Here is a 15,743-nt window from a genome sequence, read left to right as displayed (position 1 = left end):
GGCTGCGACCGGGAGAGCGGTAATCTCCCCAAGTAACAGTTACATAGGATAGCGCTCGAGCAGTAACTCCAGGCGTTGGCGGATATCGACATCCAGCATCGTGGGTTCGTCATAGGATTTCCCCCCCGCCAGCTTGTCCGCCACCATCACATCGTGGCGATCTCCCATTAGCCCGTTAATCGCGGCCAGGAATCTGGAGATCTGCAGAGCCTCGCGGTTGCCTGGATCTATCGATCTTAGCGTGTCATAAAAAGAGACTTGCTGGCTGACGATTTTCCGCACGTCGTGGAACTGCTTTCCCGTGAGCTCTGGGTTGACAATCAGCTCCTGGAGCGCGCGCATTTGCTCCTGCCGGTAGGCAATAAAATCACTCTCGGTTTCTAACTGAATATGCCGCAAAGCATAATTCACCAGCGACCAGACCGGCCTGCTGAGCAGCAGCCGAAGAAGATTGCCGTAGAATTTCAGGTTCTGTTGGTTGCCATTGCGAAACGCATCCTGAAAATGGCCGAGCACCACGGTGGTGGTGTGAAAAAGGCGGCCGGCACTGTGCTTTTTGCTGTAAAGCCGCTGGGCAAAGCGTAAATGTTTATAGCGCGCGCGAATATATTTGTAGCGCATGCGCGTCGCGGCGGGTAAGTCTGAATCTTTAAGAAAATCATTCACTAAGCCCAGGAGTTCCCGTCGGGTAAAACCGTCCTCCCAAAATTGCAGGCACAGCGCATAATTGTCCTGAATACTCTGATAGGAACATTGCAAATCAATATGTTGTGGCAAACTGATATTTGCATCAACAATGTCATCCGTCTCTACGGCAATAAACAGTAACTGCGTGGTTTCAGCAGAGAATTTTTTCCCGTTGCTGCTATTCATCATTGATTACTCTCTCTGGATACGTTGAATCCCAGTAAATAGCGATTACGGTAAGCGCCTATCGTCGGTATGAGCGTCAATAAAACGTCCAAACATTGGCCTGCCAAATAAGCGAAGGCCGCACCCTGCACACCAAACAGATGAGACATGCCCACCAGCAGTGCTATATAGGCGATCGCAGAAAAAGTCTGCACAATCAAGAAGGCCCGCTGTTTACCGGCCATGAACAATAAGGATTCCTGCGGGAAGCCCAGCATGGACACGATAATGGCACCCAGCATGATTTGGATTAAATCATAGGCTTGCAAATACTGGTGGCCGAAGACAAAGTCAATTAAGGGCTTGCCCACGACGATGACCAGCAGTGCGACGGCAAGGCCAATCCCGCCGGCCAACAATGCCGATCTGAGGCCCAGCAGCCAGGGTTTGCTGGTGCGGGGATCCAGGCGCATGATCTCAGGATAGAAGCTTTTTTCCAGCAACTTGGCCGGGGTGCCTGTGGCATCAAAGAAGGTCATCGCGATTTTGAACAAGCCCGCGGCAGCCGGGCCTAAAACGACGCCGACTAAAACGGTGCTGCACGAGTTACGCGTCGCCCAAATGGTATGCGCAAAATTGGTGGTCCAGACGAAATTCCAGGCGCCCTCTATGCGGCGTGCGGTCTTGAATAACCGTGGTTTCAGCGCGTTATGGATATCTCTGCGGTGCAATTCGCGCGCGGCGAACCACCAGAATAGCGTTCCGCCGATCAAGTTAGAGGCATACCAGGTGATGATGAATCCTGGGAATCCCAAATCAAAATAATAAGACAGCACGCTGCCGACGGCCTGCAGGAAAGGCTTGATGGCCTGCTGAACGGCAATTAAATCGAAACGGTCGAACGCGCGTAAAATCCCCGTAGGGGTTGACGACGTCATGGACGGGATTAATGTGCAGTAAAGAATGGCGAGCCAGAAACTTTCCTGATCCAACCCCAGGGCGTGAGAGAGGAAAGGGAGCAATGCCATGCCGCCAAGCACCGCAATGGTGCCGCTCGCGATATCCAGACCGAATGAAAATGAGATGACGTCACGAAAGCGTTGAATGTTTTGGTGTTCTAGCGCCGGGGTGCCGAATTGAACAACGAATTGCCATGTCTGAAACTTGATAAAGTCACTGACTGCTTTGGTATAGGCTTGAATGACCACCAGGACACCAAACATTTCGGGCGACATGCCTTTACCGGCGCAAGAAAGCGCAAGCAACCCGAGCAATGCGCTAGCCACACTGCCGGAGCCTAAATAGGCGGCGTTACGTAAGATGGAGCGAAAAGCGCCATCGGAAAACCAATGCTTCATGGTAAAACCAGCCATACTGACCACTTCAGGTTATCAATAGCTCAGCGGACATAAGCTGGCCTTGCAGACATATCCGATGCGACGAAACTCAGAGATATGTATCCGTTCATGGAGTGAAAAGCAAAGAATCGCCCGTGTTGGATTAGCGAAACTCTCTCCAGGATTGATTGGTGCTCAACCCCTATTTTACATTGTGAGCGACAGGCTCCGGGAAAATTTCACACCTGAAATATAATCATGCAAACCTCTCCGATATTACGTTGCCAGGTTGAAATTGTTTTACCATTGAATGCTGTTTAATAACGCCGCTTACCGTGACATTCATTTTAAGCAATACCAAAAAATGCGCTGCCTATAATTCATCGGTAATAAGCATTAGCGTTGTTTATCAGCACTGACTTAAGAGTGAACGATAAAGTAGGAATATCGGTATATAATAATGACTTCGCTATCCGACAGCGGTCTGGGAGCGCGAAGGGAGCGTTGCAACGGAATATATTGCATTCATTGCTTTTTCCAGAACTTCATCGTAAGGCGCTTTGGCATCCAGTTCGATAATTCTGGAACCATTATATTGCAGCCGAACCATGGCTGAAATTTTGTCCTTCAGTTCTTCATAACTGTGATCGGGCTTACGTGAAAAGGCGGTATCGACATCAATATCAAGACGAATGATAAGTTCGGGGCGGCATAACGCCATTGATTGATATAAACGTCTTTCACGTGCCGCTAACCGGGTCATTAACCAGCCTTTTGCTCGCTCGACGCCAATACCCGGCCCGTCATAGTAAAAACCTGAAATTTCTGCCTGCGGAAAGCGATCGCTGATCACCAACACGCCGCTCTGTGCCAGACGCTGCACTTTGCGTAAATTGGCGGCGCGCCATACGGAAAAACCGTACATAATCAAGGCTGCCCAGAGTGCCGGCGGCTGATTGCTCATGCGCTGAGTCTTGTCTGATTTGGCGGCCAGGCGCCGTTCAAGCCAGACGCCAATGAAAGGCAGACGCTTGATTTTATCGCCATCTTCGCCGGAGATTAACCCTAAATAGCGTCGCTCCGTGGTGCGATATTTCTGCAGATTTTTGACCAAATCGGCGGTCAGCGTAGACTTTCCGGTGCCGTCACTGCCCACTACCGCAATAAGGCCGGTAATGACTGCAGATGAAGGATCGCTTGCGGTATTTGGGTTATTTTTTTGCATGTTATTCAGTATGAAAAGGTCATCAAAAGACTAAACCTCTGACGTCGTCAGTGAGGTTCGAATGGCACGCAGCGATTCATCAAGGATTTTACTCGCCGGTTCTCGTCCATCTAAATCCAGTATATTTGCGCCGTTAAAAGTCAGGTGCGGAATGACGGCAATCTTCTCGCGCAGAGCCGACAGCTTATGATCGGGTTTGCGTGAGTACGCGGTTTGCTCATCAATATCGAGACGAATCAATAAGGATGGCGGATAAGACGCCATCCACTGGTACAGTTTTTGTTCGCGTTTTCTCAACCCGCGGACCCAGCGATTACCGCCGTCCGTTTTGGCGAGTTGCGGGCCATCGAAACGAAAACCCGCCACTTCCGCCTGCGGATAACGGTCTGTCACCAGCAATTGCCCCTTGCGACTTTTCGCCAGCATTCGGCGAAACTTATAAACTCGCCAGTAGGACAACAAAAAAATCACCAGCGTCGTGACATTGCCGGGGGGCGTTGAAGGGTATTCATGAACACGATCGGACTTCGCCAGCAAATAACGCCCAAAGGGCGCGCCAATAATCGGCAAGTTACTGATCCATTCCCCTATGCGGCCCGAAGACTGACCGAGATAAAGTAATTCCGTCGGCTCTTGCGATGAAAGATGATTGACCAGACTGGCAGCCAAGGTCGATTTTCCCGAGCCATCACAACCCGTTATTGCAATGACGCGCACGGGGGGATGATTGGCAATGGGCATAGTCTTTTGACTCACAATAATTGGTCCGGCGCAAAGAAACTATTGTATTATAACCAGCCTTGGGTTCAAGATATTTATTGCGAATTATCCCGGTAATAATCAAATGCATTGTTTATTGATGATGATATTCCGGAATGGCTGTCTTGTTTTTTTGTGCTAATCATCACCAAGATTGTTCTTATGGCTCTTAATGCTAATAAGACATGACAGCACCCGGATCTGGAACAAATTTATTTACGAATTTCTTAATCTTTCGTGTGGTTGGCATTCGGATAAGAATATTTATCTCCCGGTGCTTTGATAACGGCTTTAAGCGACTTTTCGCTTACGAAATGGTACATTTTTTCAAGTGTCTTAGAAGAGAGTCTTATTATGAATTCAAAATTCCCGCCGCTTATTGCGGTAATTGGCAGCGATGGCTCTGGCAAGTCTACTGTTTGTGAATATCTTATTGAGTATGTTAAAAATTACGGTCCTGCAGTCAGGGTACATCTGGGTAAACAGGCTGGGAATGTCGGGCGTGCTGTTTCGCAACTCCCGCTGATGGGCAACTCTGTTGGTAAGGCCATCGAACGTAATACCAAAAAAGTTAAATCCAAAAAATCCAAAGTGGGATTCGTGCCAGGGTTGGTCATTATCACTTTCGTGGTGCGCCGGTTGCTGCGTTTTCGCCGGATGTTGGCTTTTCGTCGACAAGGGCTGATCGTATTAGCCGACCGATTTCCGCAGGTACAAATCCCCGGCGCCTATGATGGCACGGTATTTCCCGTCAATACCCAGGGCAGCCACTTTGTCAGATGGTTGGCGGGACGTGAGCGCCAGGCTTTTAAATGGATGGCGGATAATAAACCTGACCTGGTGATCAAGCTGAATGTCGATCTTGATGTCGCTTGCGCGCGCAAACCCGATCATCGCAAAGAAGCCCTGGCAAAAAAGATTGCCGTTACGCCGTTGCTAACGTTTGAAGGTGCGCAAATAGCTGATATCGATGCCAATAAACCTATTGCCGAGGTGGTATCTGCCGCTGAAAAAGCCATCGCGGAATATATGCAAGCGCATGGTTACCGTTATGTTGTCGACGCTGAGTCGGTAGCCAGCCACTAATTCGCCATTCTTCAGTGCCGATAACCTTGTTTCGGCACTGCCAGGTAAAGTCGGTATTTTTCAAACGCCGGGGAAGGGAAGTCTTTCTTTGAAGGCTGCCCATAGTTGTTCCATGAGCAGCCGTAATGGCAATTACTTTTTCAGCGCCGCAAAAGCTCCAATGATGGTATCAATCTCTTCTTCGCTGTGCGCGGCATTGACGCTGCAACGCAGAAGGGTAATCCCTGCCGGCGCGGCCGGGGGCAAGACGAGATTGACATAAACCCCCTTGGCGATCAGGTCGCGCCAGAAACGCAGGCCATCTTCTTTCGAGCCAATCATCACCGGAACGACCGGGCTGATGCGCGGGCCCAGTTCGTAACCCAGCTTGGCCAGCCCCTGATAGAGCCGATGTGCATTGCTCCACAGTTTGTCTCGCAATTCAGGATGTTGCGCGATCTTTTTCAAAGAAGAGCGCACCGAAGCGATACTGGAAGGTGAAGGTGAGGCGGTAAAAATATAAGGGCGGCTGCTGTAGCGCAGCACTTCCATGGCCTTGCTGCCGACGGCAAAGCCACCGATAGAGGCCAGGCTTTTGCTGAAAGTGCCCAGAATAATATCGACATCTTGCTCAACGCCCAGCGCTTCGGCCAGACCCCGTCCGTTAGCCCCCATCACGCCGAACGAGTGAGCCTCGTCGACCAACAGATAACCGCCAAGCCGCCGTTTGATGTCGACGATTTCAACCAGCGGGGCCACGTCGCCCAGCATGCTGTAAATCCCTTCGACGATAATGATGGCATCCCGAGCACGTTCGCCCAGACGCACCATGCGGCGTTCCAGATCTTTGGCGTCATTGTGACGGAAGCGAATGATTTCAGCGCCGCCGAGGGCACAGGCATCATAAATACTTGCGTGGCTGTCTGCGTCGATCAACACCACCGAGCCGGGGCTTGCGAGCGTGCTGATGACCCCGAGGTTCGCGGTATAGCCGGTGGAAAATACGATGGCGGTAGGGCGGTCAAAAAAAGCCATCAGCTCTTGTTCTAACTTCAAGTGCGAACCGTAGCTGCCATTGGCCATGCGCGAACCGGTGGTGCCGGTGCCCTGGGCGGCTAATGCAGCCTGGCCATCGGCAATAGCCTGCGCATCGAAGGTCAGGCCAAGGTAGTTATTGGTTCCCGCCAGAACAATTTTCTGATTGCCGATGCGCCCTTCGGTGGCTGAGTAAACCTCGTCGATGCAGGTACCAAAGGGGTTCAGGCCCTCGGCCTGGAATTGCTCGCGCTCGTTGGCCAGCCGTGAAAACTTATCATAAAGATCCATTGGTTCCCTCCAGGCGCGGGAGTAGCGCGTCAAGCAGTTGCTCTGGCGTTCTGACATCAAGCAATATATTGATAGGAATAGAAATATCGAATTTATCTTCCAACATCATCAGCAGATCCAGGACTCTGATCGACTCCAGGCCAAGATCATTGACGAGATCGCTATCAGGTTTGATTTCTAATCCGCCTTCGACGAGACCTTGTAAACACGTAAGAATATAATCCATTACAGCGTCGCGATTTAGCATAAGAATTTTGGCAAACCTCTAATATTAGATAATTAAAATAAACCTTCACGCAGCGCGCGCTTCAAACTGACCTTGGGAACCCAATCAATATTCTCGGACAGGCATCGGTTATTCGCAGACCAGTCCGGATAGGTTAATTCGCGTATTTTGTTGTGTGTCAGCATCGGTTCTTTCTTGGTCACTCGACTCAGCAACATACTGGCCTCTGCCAGGATACTCAGCACAGGCAGCGGGATCCCCACGAGCCGTACGGAGCCATTACGCACTGCGGCACCTATTTCCCGTAAACGCAGCCAGCTATAGCCCCCGGCAACCCCATCACAGAGCTCATAGGTATTTGCCTGCGGGCGTTCGGTTAATAACCATTGGCTCACGGCTTGCGCCAAATCGCTGACATGAAGGAAAGTCAGCTTGGCTTCCGGCGCACCCAGTCGCGGGAGCAGGCCGCGCAGCAGCCAGCTGAATATCGGTTTAAGCTCTTTATCACCGGGCCCGTAAACGGCGGTCGGCCGAAAAATGCCCAGTGAAATGTCCGAGGCCATGGCCATTAGCCGTTGTTCGGCAACATGTTTTGAATTGGCGTACCAGGACAGCTCAGGATGACGAGCGGCAAGAGAAGAGATGAACAAGAAACGCTTGCAGCTGCCGCTTTGTCTGGCCGCCTGCATCAGTTGCAGGCTGCCGCTGACATTACAACGGGTAAAAACCTCTTCCGAATGCCCCCGAACCTGGCCCGCGCAATGCACCACGAATTCAGCGCCACGAACCAGCTCGGTGAGCGAATCCTGATCTTCCAGCGCGCCCTGGATCCAGGTCAGGTTATCGGTTGAGGTTTTACCGGCACGCCGGGTGAGGGCGCGCACGGTAAAACCCCGAGAAAGCAGATTCTGGACGATGTGTTGACCAATAAAACCGGTTACGCCCGTGACTGCTACGGTGCCTGTCATTGCGCAAAACCTGCCAACTGCTGCATCGATGGGCAGATGGATGTAGTCAGCCAACGCTTTTTAGCCTCTGCACGGGCAGGTTTCCCCGAGGAGGTGCGGGGAATGCTGTGAGGCGGCAACAGTTCGATATCCACCGCAATGCCAAACTCGCTTTGAATACGGGCGCTCAGCGTGTGGACGATTTGCTCCCGACGCTCTTCAGCGCTGACCCGGCATTGGATTTGCAGAATAATTCTGGCGCCGTCAGCGTGCTCTTCCGTGACGAAGGCAATCGCATCGCCGGAGCGGATTTCAGGTTCGGATTCCGCGACATATTCAATATCCTGAGGCCAGATATTACGCCCCCGAATAATGATCAAATCTTTCTTACGGCCGGTGACATACAGATAGCCATCCAGCAGATACCCGAGATCACCGGTATCCATCCATCCCGTCGTCTGGATTTGTTGCTGCGATGCTTCATCACGGAAATAGCCATTCATCAGGCTTGGGCCGGAGATATAAATGCGCCCGACTTGCCGTTCCGGCAGCGGGAGCCCGGTGTCGCCGCGAATTTCGATTCGGTGACCGGGCAGTGGCTGGCCGCAATTGACAAAGGTCGACGTGACCCGCGTTTTTTTGCCGGGTGCGACCGCTTTACCTTCGTATTCCAAAATATCGCGGTCGACTTCGTTGATCGGCGCGCCGGAGGTTTCGTCATAAAAACTGACCGCCAGGGTATTCTCGGCCAAACCATAGCAGGGCATAAGGGCCTTGCTGTCAAAGTTGAGGTGGCTGAAATGCTTACCGAACTGGGACAGCAACTCCGCGGGAATCGGCTCGGCCCCCACGCCCGCAACGCGCCAACTGGAGAGATCCAACTCGGTGAGCTCTTTATTGTTGCTGTAGCGCAAACATAAATCGTAACCAAACGGAGGCGCGACGGAGACGGTACCGCGATTTTTAGCGATCAGTTTTAACCATTGCATTGGGCGCATGGCAAAATCTTGCGTACGCAGATAGTCAACGGACAGCTGGGTTGCCACAGGGGTCAGCAGGAAACCGACCAACCCCATGTCGTGATAAAAGGGCAGCCAGGAAACGCAGCGATCGCCCGCACGCAGTTTGATGCCGTCATGGCTGATGACGCGCAGGTTAGACATCACCGCACGTTGGGTAATGATCACCCCACGAGGAAAGCGAGTGCTGCCCGAGGTGTATTGGAGATAGGCAATGTCGTCGGGCGACGGTGTCTGCAATTCCACATCCCGCTCGGGCAGAGCGTTAAAATCTGCGTCGCTGAGAATATGCGTTGGCGGTGCATCCAGCGTCGCGGAGCTGATTAACGGCACCCATTCTTCACTGCTGATAATGGCCGCAGGTTTACAGCTATTGATCAGGCCCTGGAGCTTGACGGTATAGGAATCACGTTGTCCCACGCCCATAGGAATGGCTAACGGCACGGCAACCAAACCCGCATATTGGCAGGCGAAGAAAGCCTCAACGAAACCCGCGCTGGTTTCCGCGATCAGCGCAACGCGATCGCCTTTGTTGAGGTTCAGCGATAGCAGGCGCCGTGCACCCGCTATCGCCCGCTGTTTAAGCGTGCGATATTCCAGTACGGCCACGAGCTGATTACGACGATCGTAAAAGTTCATTCCTGTACTGCCCTGCGCTGCATAATCTAAAGCTTCCACCAGAGAGGGGAAATCTGCATAACGCATGGGAAGAGAATGAGTGGAGCTTGTTTCAGACATATACAAATTAGCCATAGATTAAAATCACCAAAAGAGACAAACGACTATTGGCGAGAGAGTTAATGTTTTTACAATGAAAATGTTTTGAATATATTGGTTATTCAATCATTTTCTTTCATTTCACAAATAGTGTATCGGGTGGTTAATAACCACCATGTCTACTCTGAACTAAAGGTGAGGATTAGCCGCGGACATTACCAAGTCTATTTTTACGTGAGGACCATGGCCAGGGAACGCTGGATATACAGGCTGTCATCGTTAGCCCTGGATATCGCGGTCCTTGGGTCGACAGCCTTCTCCGGGTGCCTGTTGTCGACACGTTTCCGGAAGGCAATAATCATCGATTCACAGGATCTGATCTTGCGCATGGCTATCTCCGTACTTAAACATATCCTAAACAGTATCCGGAAGAAGCCTAAAAGTGAAAGCCTCATTTAGTCTGAAGGATAGAAAAAGCATTTAATGTTAAAATATGACAATGCGTCTCCAGACCAGAATTAGTAAACTAAAAACGGTAAATTTTTTTTCGCGGGAAATAGCACGAAATAATAAAAAGCATAATTTGCTTAGCTCACCCACGCCCCTGTCTGGCATCATTTTTGATAAAGAACGGCAAGTGCCAGGGTAAATTCTGGTCGGAAACATCCTGCATGATATTAGGTATTAATTGATTTTTCTTATCTCTTTAGAGCGATAAGTCATAGTTAACAGTGGATCTCATTCCACAACATGTCACTGGCGTTATCCTGTGGTCTTTTGAGTATGTTATTAAATTTTAAGGTTATTTATGATTCACATTGAGAAAGTCCTGGATAAGCGTGATCTTAAGGAATTTATAGCTTTTCCTTCCGCCCTGTTTCGCGATGATCCTAATTGGATTGACCCCTTGTATTTGGAGCGTGAAGAGCACCTTTCCAGGAAGAATCCGGGCACAGAACATATAGAATGGCAGGCGTGGATAGCCAGGAAAGAGGGAAAGGTCGTCGGGCGAATAACCGCACAAATCGATTCCTTGCATCGTGAACGCTATGGCGCGGATACCGGCCACTTTGGCATGATCGATGCCATCGACGATCCGGCCGTTTTTAGCGCGTTATTTGCCGCAGCAGAAGATTGGTTGAAGTCTAACGGCGCATTTAAGATCACCGGGCCATTTAGCCTTAATATCAATCAGGAAAGTGGTTTGCTGGTCGAGGGTTTTGATACTCCGCCGTCAGCCCTGATGACGCACGCCAAACCTTATTATGCCGCCAATTTGGCCCGCCAGGGATATACGCAAGGTATAGATTTGCTGGCTTATTGGATGAAGCGAACCGATCTGCACTTCACGCCGTCATTAACCAAAATGATGGCCCAGGTACGTAAAAAGGTGACCCTTCGCCGTCTCAATCGCAAGCGATTTGGCGAGGAAATGCAGGTGCTGCGCGAAATTTTCAATTCCGGTTGGCAGGATAACTGGGGATTTGTCCCTTTTACCGAACATGAGTTTGCCACCATGGGGGACCAGCTGAAGTATCTGGTGCCTGATGACATGATTTATATTGCCGAAGTGGATTCAGTCCCGTGCGCCTTCATCGTCGGGTTGCCCAATATTAACGAGGCGATTGCCGATCTGAACGGGCGCTTATTCCCCTTGGGTTGGGCGAAGTTGTTATGGCGTCTGAAAGTGAGCGGTGTTCGTACCGCGAGAGTCCCTTTGATGGGGGTTCGCCAAGAGTATCAATTCAGCCGGATAGGGCCGATTATTGCGTTGTTGCTTATTGAAGCGTTACACGACCCCTTCGAGAAGCGCAATATCGATGCGTTAGAGATGTCGTGGATCCTGGAGTCCAATACCGGCATGCGCACGATTTTAGAGCGAATTGGGGCGGTACCTTACAAACGCTATCGTTTATACGAAAAACAACTTTAACCGGTCTGATAAAGGGTCTGTCAGACGCCCTTGAAATGAAACAAAACGTGCGGTGTCAGAGAATACCCAGGGCCGAAATGTCCTTTTGGCTATTTGCGATTCAACGCCGCCGGATAAACAATGTCATCAGGGTGATTGTTTAACGCCATTAACTAATTTCGCAATAAGTCACAGTGCGTTATTGGTTGGTTTTATCCCTCACCCAGGGGCTTATAAGAGTAAAATAGATGTCCTTTGAAAAGAAAAAAGGAATAAAGCGCCTAACAAGTAGCATAAAAAACTCATTGGCCGGTTTTGTTGATGCTGTTCTCACCGAAGACGCATTCCGTCAGTTACTTATTATTAACGCAATCTTACTGACGGTTACATTTTTCCTGGATATTACCAAAATGGAAAGGGTGGTGTTGATTGCCAGCAGCTTTCTTTTGCTGGCCGTTGAGTTGCTTAATACCGCCATTGAAAGTGTCGTCGATCGCATTTCTCTGGAAAGACATCCCTTATCCAAGCGAGCCAAGGATATGGGCGGTGCGGCACAGCTGGTCACGGTGGTGATGACAATAACGCTTTGGTTGGTGATCCTGTTTTGATGACTAATGATAGCGGGGATCTGTGTGTTTCCCGGCAAAACACAATGATGTAAAAATCCGCGCCAACGACGAAAATATTCTTTGCAGGATAACGTTCTGTCGCTCATGATTTGAAATGTTGTTTCACTTTCATGCCATGAGCCGATCTTGAACTTATACGCCGCCCTGCGCCAGCGTGTGGAAAACACCCCCTGGTACCCCAAACGCAAAAGCTACCGCGTCCTGTTTTGGCGTGAGATCACGCCGCTGGCGGTCCCGATCTTTATGGAGAACGCCTGTGTCCTGCTGATGGGGGTGCTAAGCACCTTTCTGGTGAGCTGGATCGGCAAAGAGGCGATGGCCGGGGTGGGGCTGGCGGACAGCTTCAACATGGTGATCATTTCGTTCTTTGCCGCCGTAGATCTGGGCACCACGGTGGTGGTGGCTTTCAGCCTCGGCAAGCGGGATCGAAAAAGAGCGCGAGCGGCGGCACGCCAGTCGCTGGTGCTGATGACCCTGGTGGCTTTTGCGCTGGCGATAGGCATTCATTTGGCGGGTGAGCAGATTATTGACGTGATCGCCGGTGCCGCTACGCCGGAGGTGAAAGCGTTGGCGCTGTCGTACCTGCAAACCACGGTGTGGAGTTACCCGGCCGCCGCCATTGCCTTGATTGGCAGCGGCGCGTTGCGCGGTGCCGGGAACACCAAAATTCCGCTGTTGATCAACGGCGGCATGAATATCCTGAATATCATCATCAGCAGCATTCTGATTTACGGCATGCTGGGCTGGCACGGACTGGGGTTTGTCGGTGCCGGGCTGGGGTTGACCATTTCCCGCTATATCGGTGCCATCGCGATCATTTACGTGCTGATGATCGGTTTTAACCCGGCGCTGCACATCACGCTGAAAAGTTACTTTACCCCGTTGAAGCTGACCATCCTGTGGGAAGTGTTGGGGATAGGTATCCCCGCCAGCATCGAGTCGGTGTTGTTCAACGGCGGCAAGCTGCTGACCCAAATGTTTGTCGCCGGTATGGGCACCAACGTCATTGCCGGCAATTTCATCGCTTTCTCTGTCGCTTCATTGATTAACCTGCCGGGCAACGCCCTGGGATCGGCGTCGACCATTATTGTGGGCAAACGTCTCGGCAAGGGCCAAATAGCCCAGGCGGAGCGGCAATTGCGCCACATTTTCTGGCTGGCGACCATTGGGCTGACGGTGATTGCCTGGGGGACGGCGCCCCTGGCGGGGGTATTTGCCTCGTTTTATACGCAACAACAGGATGTGAAGGAGGTGGTGAAGGTGCTGCTCTGGCTCAACGCCGCCTTTATGCCTATCTGGGCGGCATCCTGGGTGTTGCCCGCCGGTTTGAAAGGGGCGCGCGACGCCCGTTTCGCCATGTGGGTTTCGATGCTGGGCATGTGGGGCTGCCGCGTGGTCGCCGGTTATACGCTGGGCATTATGTTGGGGATGGGCGTGGTCGGCGTCTGGTTGGGGATGTTTATGGATTGGGCGGTACGCGGCGCGTTGTTCTACTGGCGAATGGTCAGCGGGCGTTGGCTGTGGAAATACCCGCGCATCAAACGGCCTGATGTTTCGCCTGAGCGTCAGCCCGGAGCTTGAGAATGATTGCCGCATTCCCAGTCACCCTTTAACGGGGGCAGGGAAGCGGCATCTCCGGGTTAAGCCCGATCGAGTCGGTCAATCGGGCTTGCGTGTATTACCGATTATCCTTTGATATTAATATCGCTGCAGCTGTAGAAACCTTCGCCAGCCGAATCGATACGTTGCCAACGAATATAGAGAACGTGTTTGCCGGTGTTATTTTTGGCATCTACGGAGAATTTATATTTTTGGTTCTCAGGTTTGACGTTTTCAACTTTACCCAAGAGCTCAAGATCGTCCCATTTTAAAGCCGCGGTAGCGGGATTATAGTCAGCTTTGGAAATGTAAACCTCGAAGAAACTCGGATCGTGCGTGGCCGTGGCATCATAAGTAATATCAATTTTGCCTTCTGCATTTTTCTGGATATCCGTGGTGCGCCACGCGGTGATCACGTCCAGGCCAGATTTGTCATTCCAGACTTTGTCTCTGTCATCCCATTCGGTACCCACGTTGCCCGCAGAGCAGAGTTGCCCGTCAGGAATGGCGGCTTTAACCGCCGCTGGGTTGTTGTAATCGGCGATATTCTTGGAGGTCTCATTCCACTGTCTAAACTGGTAGTTTGACTGGTCAATGAGATTGACTTCGGCCTTGCTGCTCTTGTGATCCTTCTCTTTTTTGGGAACCACAAAGCCTGATTTATCAAGGTACTTATGATAAACGTGTTGGTATGCCGCCCGGCAGTCGCTCTGCGATATGCCTGAACCGTCAGCAGGCCAATAATAGCCGCCCTCGTTATAACATTGGTACTGACGGGAAATAGGCGCTGAGGGTGAGCCGTGGCGGGGTTGTATTGAGGTTGCGGCTGTATCTTTAGTTAAAGAAGGTTGTTCCTGAGCAACAACGACGGTGGAAAATAGCGTACAGGATGCTAATGCCAAAATGGTTTTCTTTAATAACATAAAAATACCCTTCTATGATTTAGGCCTGAGAAAAAATGGCCATAGAATGGTCAGGCAGAATTACCTCAAAAAAAATACTTAAGGATTATTACTCATATCTAGGAAAAAATAGTGACAACCATCACATTAATGTGAAATATAATTAATGTTTAGTTAGTTTATTAAATCATTTGGATGTATAAAACGAAAAGAACCGTCGCCGAAAAAATCGATCGGATGTTTATTATTTATATTATTGGGTAAGTTAATTCGACAGGTTCGCCAGGCGCCATTGGGTCGGTGATATACCGTGGACCTGTTTGAAGGCTTTGGAAAAGTGCAGCTGGTTTTCATAACCCACCGAAATGCCCACCACCTTGATTGCCGTATGGCTGTTGCACAGCAGGCTGGCAGCGATACTCATGCGGAAGTTAAGTAAATACTCCTTTGGCCCGATGCCGTATGCGCTTTTAAACAGCCGACACAGGTAACTGCGATTGATGTTGCAGTAGCCGGCCAGGCACTCAATGGTGAGGGGTTCATGGTAGCGGTTTTCAATGAGTTTGACCGCTTTGTGCAGATGCTGTGTCTTGTCGCTTGCGGGCACTGCCAGGCTTTGCCTGGTGTTATCAATCAGGGCGGAAAAAAACAGATAGCTCAGGCCGAGCGTCTTTAGCCGATGTTCATCGTCATGGCTAATCAGTTGTCGCAGATAACGCAGCGCCAGGGGCGGATCTTCACTCTGGCGAGGACGATAAATCGGCAACTGGCGGCTCAGACCGCACTCTTCGAAAATCTTGCCGGCAATCAGCCCGTCGACCTCCAGCCACATGTAGTGCCAGGGATCGGTTTTGTCGGCACAGTAGGTGGTCACATCGTGCGGGTGGATCAAAAAACCTTCACCGGCAACCACCGGAAAAGCGCCGTATTCGCTGTTCAGTACGCCGGTGCCACTTATCACATAATGAAATAAATAGTGCTGGCGTACCGCAGGCCCAAAGCGGTGCCCCTTGTCACAGTTTTCCTCACCATACTGGTACAGATTCAGCTCGATATTGTCGGTGCGACTCAGAGTAAAACTCTTGTGCATCAGTCATTGTTCCTGTTTTTTGCGCCCACTGTAACAGTGTAGTCGTGGCACCGTGGTGGGGGGGATTCAGATCCAGACCTGGCTCACAGTTTTTGTTCCGCGTCATTTTTCTCCATAACAAGGTCACATTTATCCCTA

General features: G+C 50.9%; 14 protein-coding genes. 4 read left to right on the top strand and 10 right to left on the bottom strand.

The window, feature by feature from the left end:
* Positions 1-39: 39 nt before the first annotated feature.
* The 4 genes from ACGS9J_RS03485 to ACGS9J_RS03470 all read right to left on the bottom strand — a co-directional run bounded on the left by ACGS9J_RS03485 (position 40) and on the right by ACGS9J_RS03470 (position 4,155).
* Positions 40-876, bottom strand: coding sequence for a hypothetical protein (locus ACGS9J_RS03485; protein ID WP_442229677.1), 837 nt, complete (start codon positions 874-876; stop codon positions 40-42).
* On the bottom strand, positions 873-2,210 hold the full coding sequence (locus ACGS9J_RS03480; protein WP_442229971.1) for a lipopolysaccharide biosynthesis protein: 1,338 nt from the start codon (positions 2,208-2,210) through the stop codon (positions 873-875). Before ACGS9J_RS03480 ends, ACGS9J_RS03485 begins: the two co-directional genes overlap by 4 nt.
* A gap of 448 nt (positions 2,211-2,658) precedes the next feature.
* The gene (locus ACGS9J_RS03475) at positions 2,659-3,414 is read right to left on the bottom strand and encodes a hypothetical protein (protein ID WP_442229676.1); all 756 of its coding nucleotides are present in this window, start codon (positions 3,412-3,414) and stop codon (positions 2,659-2,661) included.
* Positions 3,415-3,444: 30 nt separating this feature from the next.
* Positions 3,445-4,155, bottom strand: a complete 711-nt coding sequence (locus ACGS9J_RS03470) for a hypothetical protein (RefSeq protein ID WP_442229970.1) — start codon at positions 4,153-4,155, stop codon at positions 3,445-3,447.
* Between the two features lie 372 nt (positions 4,156-4,527).
* On the opposite strand from ACGS9J_RS03470, the gene ACGS9J_RS03465 reads away from it, so the two are divergent.
* Positions 4,528-5,259: a thymidylate kinase gene (locus ACGS9J_RS03465; protein ID WP_442229675.1), complete on the top strand. Its 732-nt coding sequence runs from the start codon at positions 4,528-4,530 to the stop codon at positions 5,257-5,259.
* A gap of 132 nt (positions 5,260-5,391) precedes the next feature.
* Here the strand turns inward: ACGS9J_RS03465 and spt are convergent, their stop codons facing one another.
* From spt to ACGS9J_RS03445, 4 genes are read right to left on the bottom strand one after another with little or no spacing between them, the layout of a single operon-like run.
* Positions 5,392-6,564, bottom strand: coding sequence for a serine palmitoyltransferase (gene spt / locus ACGS9J_RS03460; RefSeq protein WP_442229674.1), 1,173 nt, complete (start codon positions 6,562-6,564; stop codon positions 5,392-5,394).
* Positions 6,551-6,811 (bottom strand): acyl carrier protein, encoded by a 261-nt coding sequence (locus ACGS9J_RS03455; protein WP_442229673.1) that lies wholly within the window; start codon positions 6,809-6,811, stop codon positions 6,551-6,553. The genes spt and ACGS9J_RS03455 overlap by 14 nt, the downstream gene beginning before the upstream one ends.
* Before the next feature lie 32 nt (positions 6,812-6,843).
* Positions 6,844-7,758: an NAD-dependent epimerase/dehydratase family protein gene (locus ACGS9J_RS03450; protein WP_442229672.1), complete on the bottom strand. Its 915-nt coding sequence runs from the start codon at positions 7,756-7,758 to the stop codon at positions 6,844-6,846.
* Positions 7,755-9,494: a fatty acyl-AMP ligase gene (locus ACGS9J_RS03445; RefSeq protein WP_442229671.1), complete on the bottom strand. Its 1,740-nt coding sequence runs from the start codon at positions 9,492-9,494 to the stop codon at positions 7,755-7,757. Before ACGS9J_RS03445 ends, ACGS9J_RS03450 begins: the two co-directional genes overlap by 4 nt.
* A 787-nt stretch (positions 9,495-10,281) precedes the next feature.
* Between ACGS9J_RS03445 and ACGS9J_RS03440 the strand changes: the two genes are divergently transcribed.
* The 3 genes from ACGS9J_RS03440 to ACGS9J_RS03430 all read left to right on the top strand — a co-directional run bounded on the left by ACGS9J_RS03440 (position 10,282) and on the right by ACGS9J_RS03430 (position 13,595).
* Entirely contained in the window at positions 10,282-11,406 is a 1,125-nt protein-coding gene (locus ACGS9J_RS03440; RefSeq protein WP_442229670.1) for an N-acetyltransferase, read from the top strand.
* Between the two features lie 227 nt (positions 11,407-11,633).
* Entirely contained in the window at positions 11,634-11,993 is a 360-nt protein-coding gene (locus ACGS9J_RS03435) for a diacylglycerol kinase (RefSeq protein ID WP_442229669.1), read from the top strand.
* A gap of 147 nt (positions 11,994-12,140) precedes the next feature.
* Positions 12,141-13,595, top strand: a complete 1,455-nt coding sequence (locus ACGS9J_RS03430; protein ID WP_442229668.1) for an EmmdR/YeeO family multidrug/toxin efflux MATE transporter — start codon at positions 12,141-12,143, stop codon at positions 13,593-13,595.
* 104 nt (positions 13,596-13,699) lie between these two features.
* Here ACGS9J_RS03430 and ACGS9J_RS03425 read toward each other — a convergent pair whose 3' ends face one another.
* On the bottom strand, positions 13,700-14,536 hold the full coding sequence (locus ACGS9J_RS03425; protein ID WP_442229667.1) for a lytic polysaccharide monooxygenase: 837 nt from the start codon (positions 14,534-14,536) through the stop codon (positions 13,700-13,702).
* Positions 14,537-14,780: 244 nt separating this feature from the next.
* A complete protein-coding gene (locus tag ACGS9J_RS03420) occupies positions 14,781-15,605 on the bottom strand; it encodes an AraC family transcriptional regulator (RefSeq protein ID WP_442229666.1) in 825 nt (274 codons plus the stop codon).
* Positions 15,606-15,743 lie beyond the last annotated feature (138 nt).

The sequence above is a fragment of the Serratia quinivorans genome, assembly GCF_052113645.1.
Classification (GTDB): domain Bacteria; phylum Pseudomonadota; class Gammaproteobacteria; order Enterobacterales; family Enterobacteriaceae; genus Serratia; species Serratia quinivorans_B.
The sequence above is the reverse complement of the archived record's forward strand: the minus strand, read 5'-3'. Positions and strand labels throughout refer to the sequence as shown.

Excerpts from the sequence above, each read along its gene's own strand:
- ACGS9J_RS03480 (WP_442229971.1), bottom strand. The coding sequence starts at position 2,210 with ATGAAGCATTGGTTTTCCGATGGCGCTTTTCGCTCCATCTTACGTAAC.
- ACGS9J_RS03440 (WP_442229670.1), top strand. The coding sequence starts at position 10,282 with ATGATTCACATTGAGAAAGTCCTGGATAAGCGTGATCTTAAGGAATTT.
- spt (WP_442229674.1), bottom strand. The coding sequence starts at position 6,564 with ATGGATCTTTATGATAAGTTTTCACGGCTGGCCAACGAGCGCGAGCAA.
- ACGS9J_RS03475 (WP_442229676.1), bottom strand. The coding sequence starts at position 3,414 with ATGCAAAAAAATAACCCAAATACCGCAAGCGATCCTTCATCTGCAGTC.
- ACGS9J_RS03485 (WP_442229677.1), bottom strand. The coding sequence starts at position 876 with ATGATGAATAGCAGCAACGGGAAAAAATTCTCTGCTGAAACCACGCAG.
- ACGS9J_RS03435 (WP_442229669.1), top strand. The coding sequence starts at position 11,634 with ATGTCCTTTGAAAAGAAAAAAGGAATAAAGCGCCTAACAAGTAGCATA.
- ACGS9J_RS03450 (WP_442229672.1), bottom strand. The coding sequence starts at position 7,758 with ATGACAGGCACCGTAGCAGTCACGGGCGTAACCGGTTTTATTGGTCAA.
- ACGS9J_RS03455 (WP_442229673.1), bottom strand. The coding sequence starts at position 6,811 with ATGCTAAATCGCGACGCTGTAATGGATTATATTCTTACGTGTTTACAA.
- ACGS9J_RS03465 (WP_442229675.1), top strand. The coding sequence starts at position 4,528 with ATGAATTCAAAATTCCCGCCGCTTATTGCGGTAATTGGCAGCGATGGC.
- ACGS9J_RS03445 (WP_442229671.1), bottom strand. The coding sequence starts at position 9,494 with ATGTCTGAAACAAGCTCCACTCATTCTCTTCCCATGCGTTATGCAGAT.
- ACGS9J_RS03420 (WP_442229666.1), bottom strand. The coding sequence starts at position 15,605 with ATGCACAAGAGTTTTACTCTGAGTCGCACCGACAATATCGAGCTGAAT.
- ACGS9J_RS03470 (WP_442229970.1), bottom strand. The coding sequence starts at position 4,155 with ATGCCCATTGCCAATCATCCCCCCGTGCGCGTCATTGCAATAACGGGT.
- ACGS9J_RS03425 (WP_442229667.1), bottom strand. The coding sequence starts at position 14,536 with ATGTTATTAAAGAAAACCATTTTGGCATTAGCATCCTGTACGCTATTT.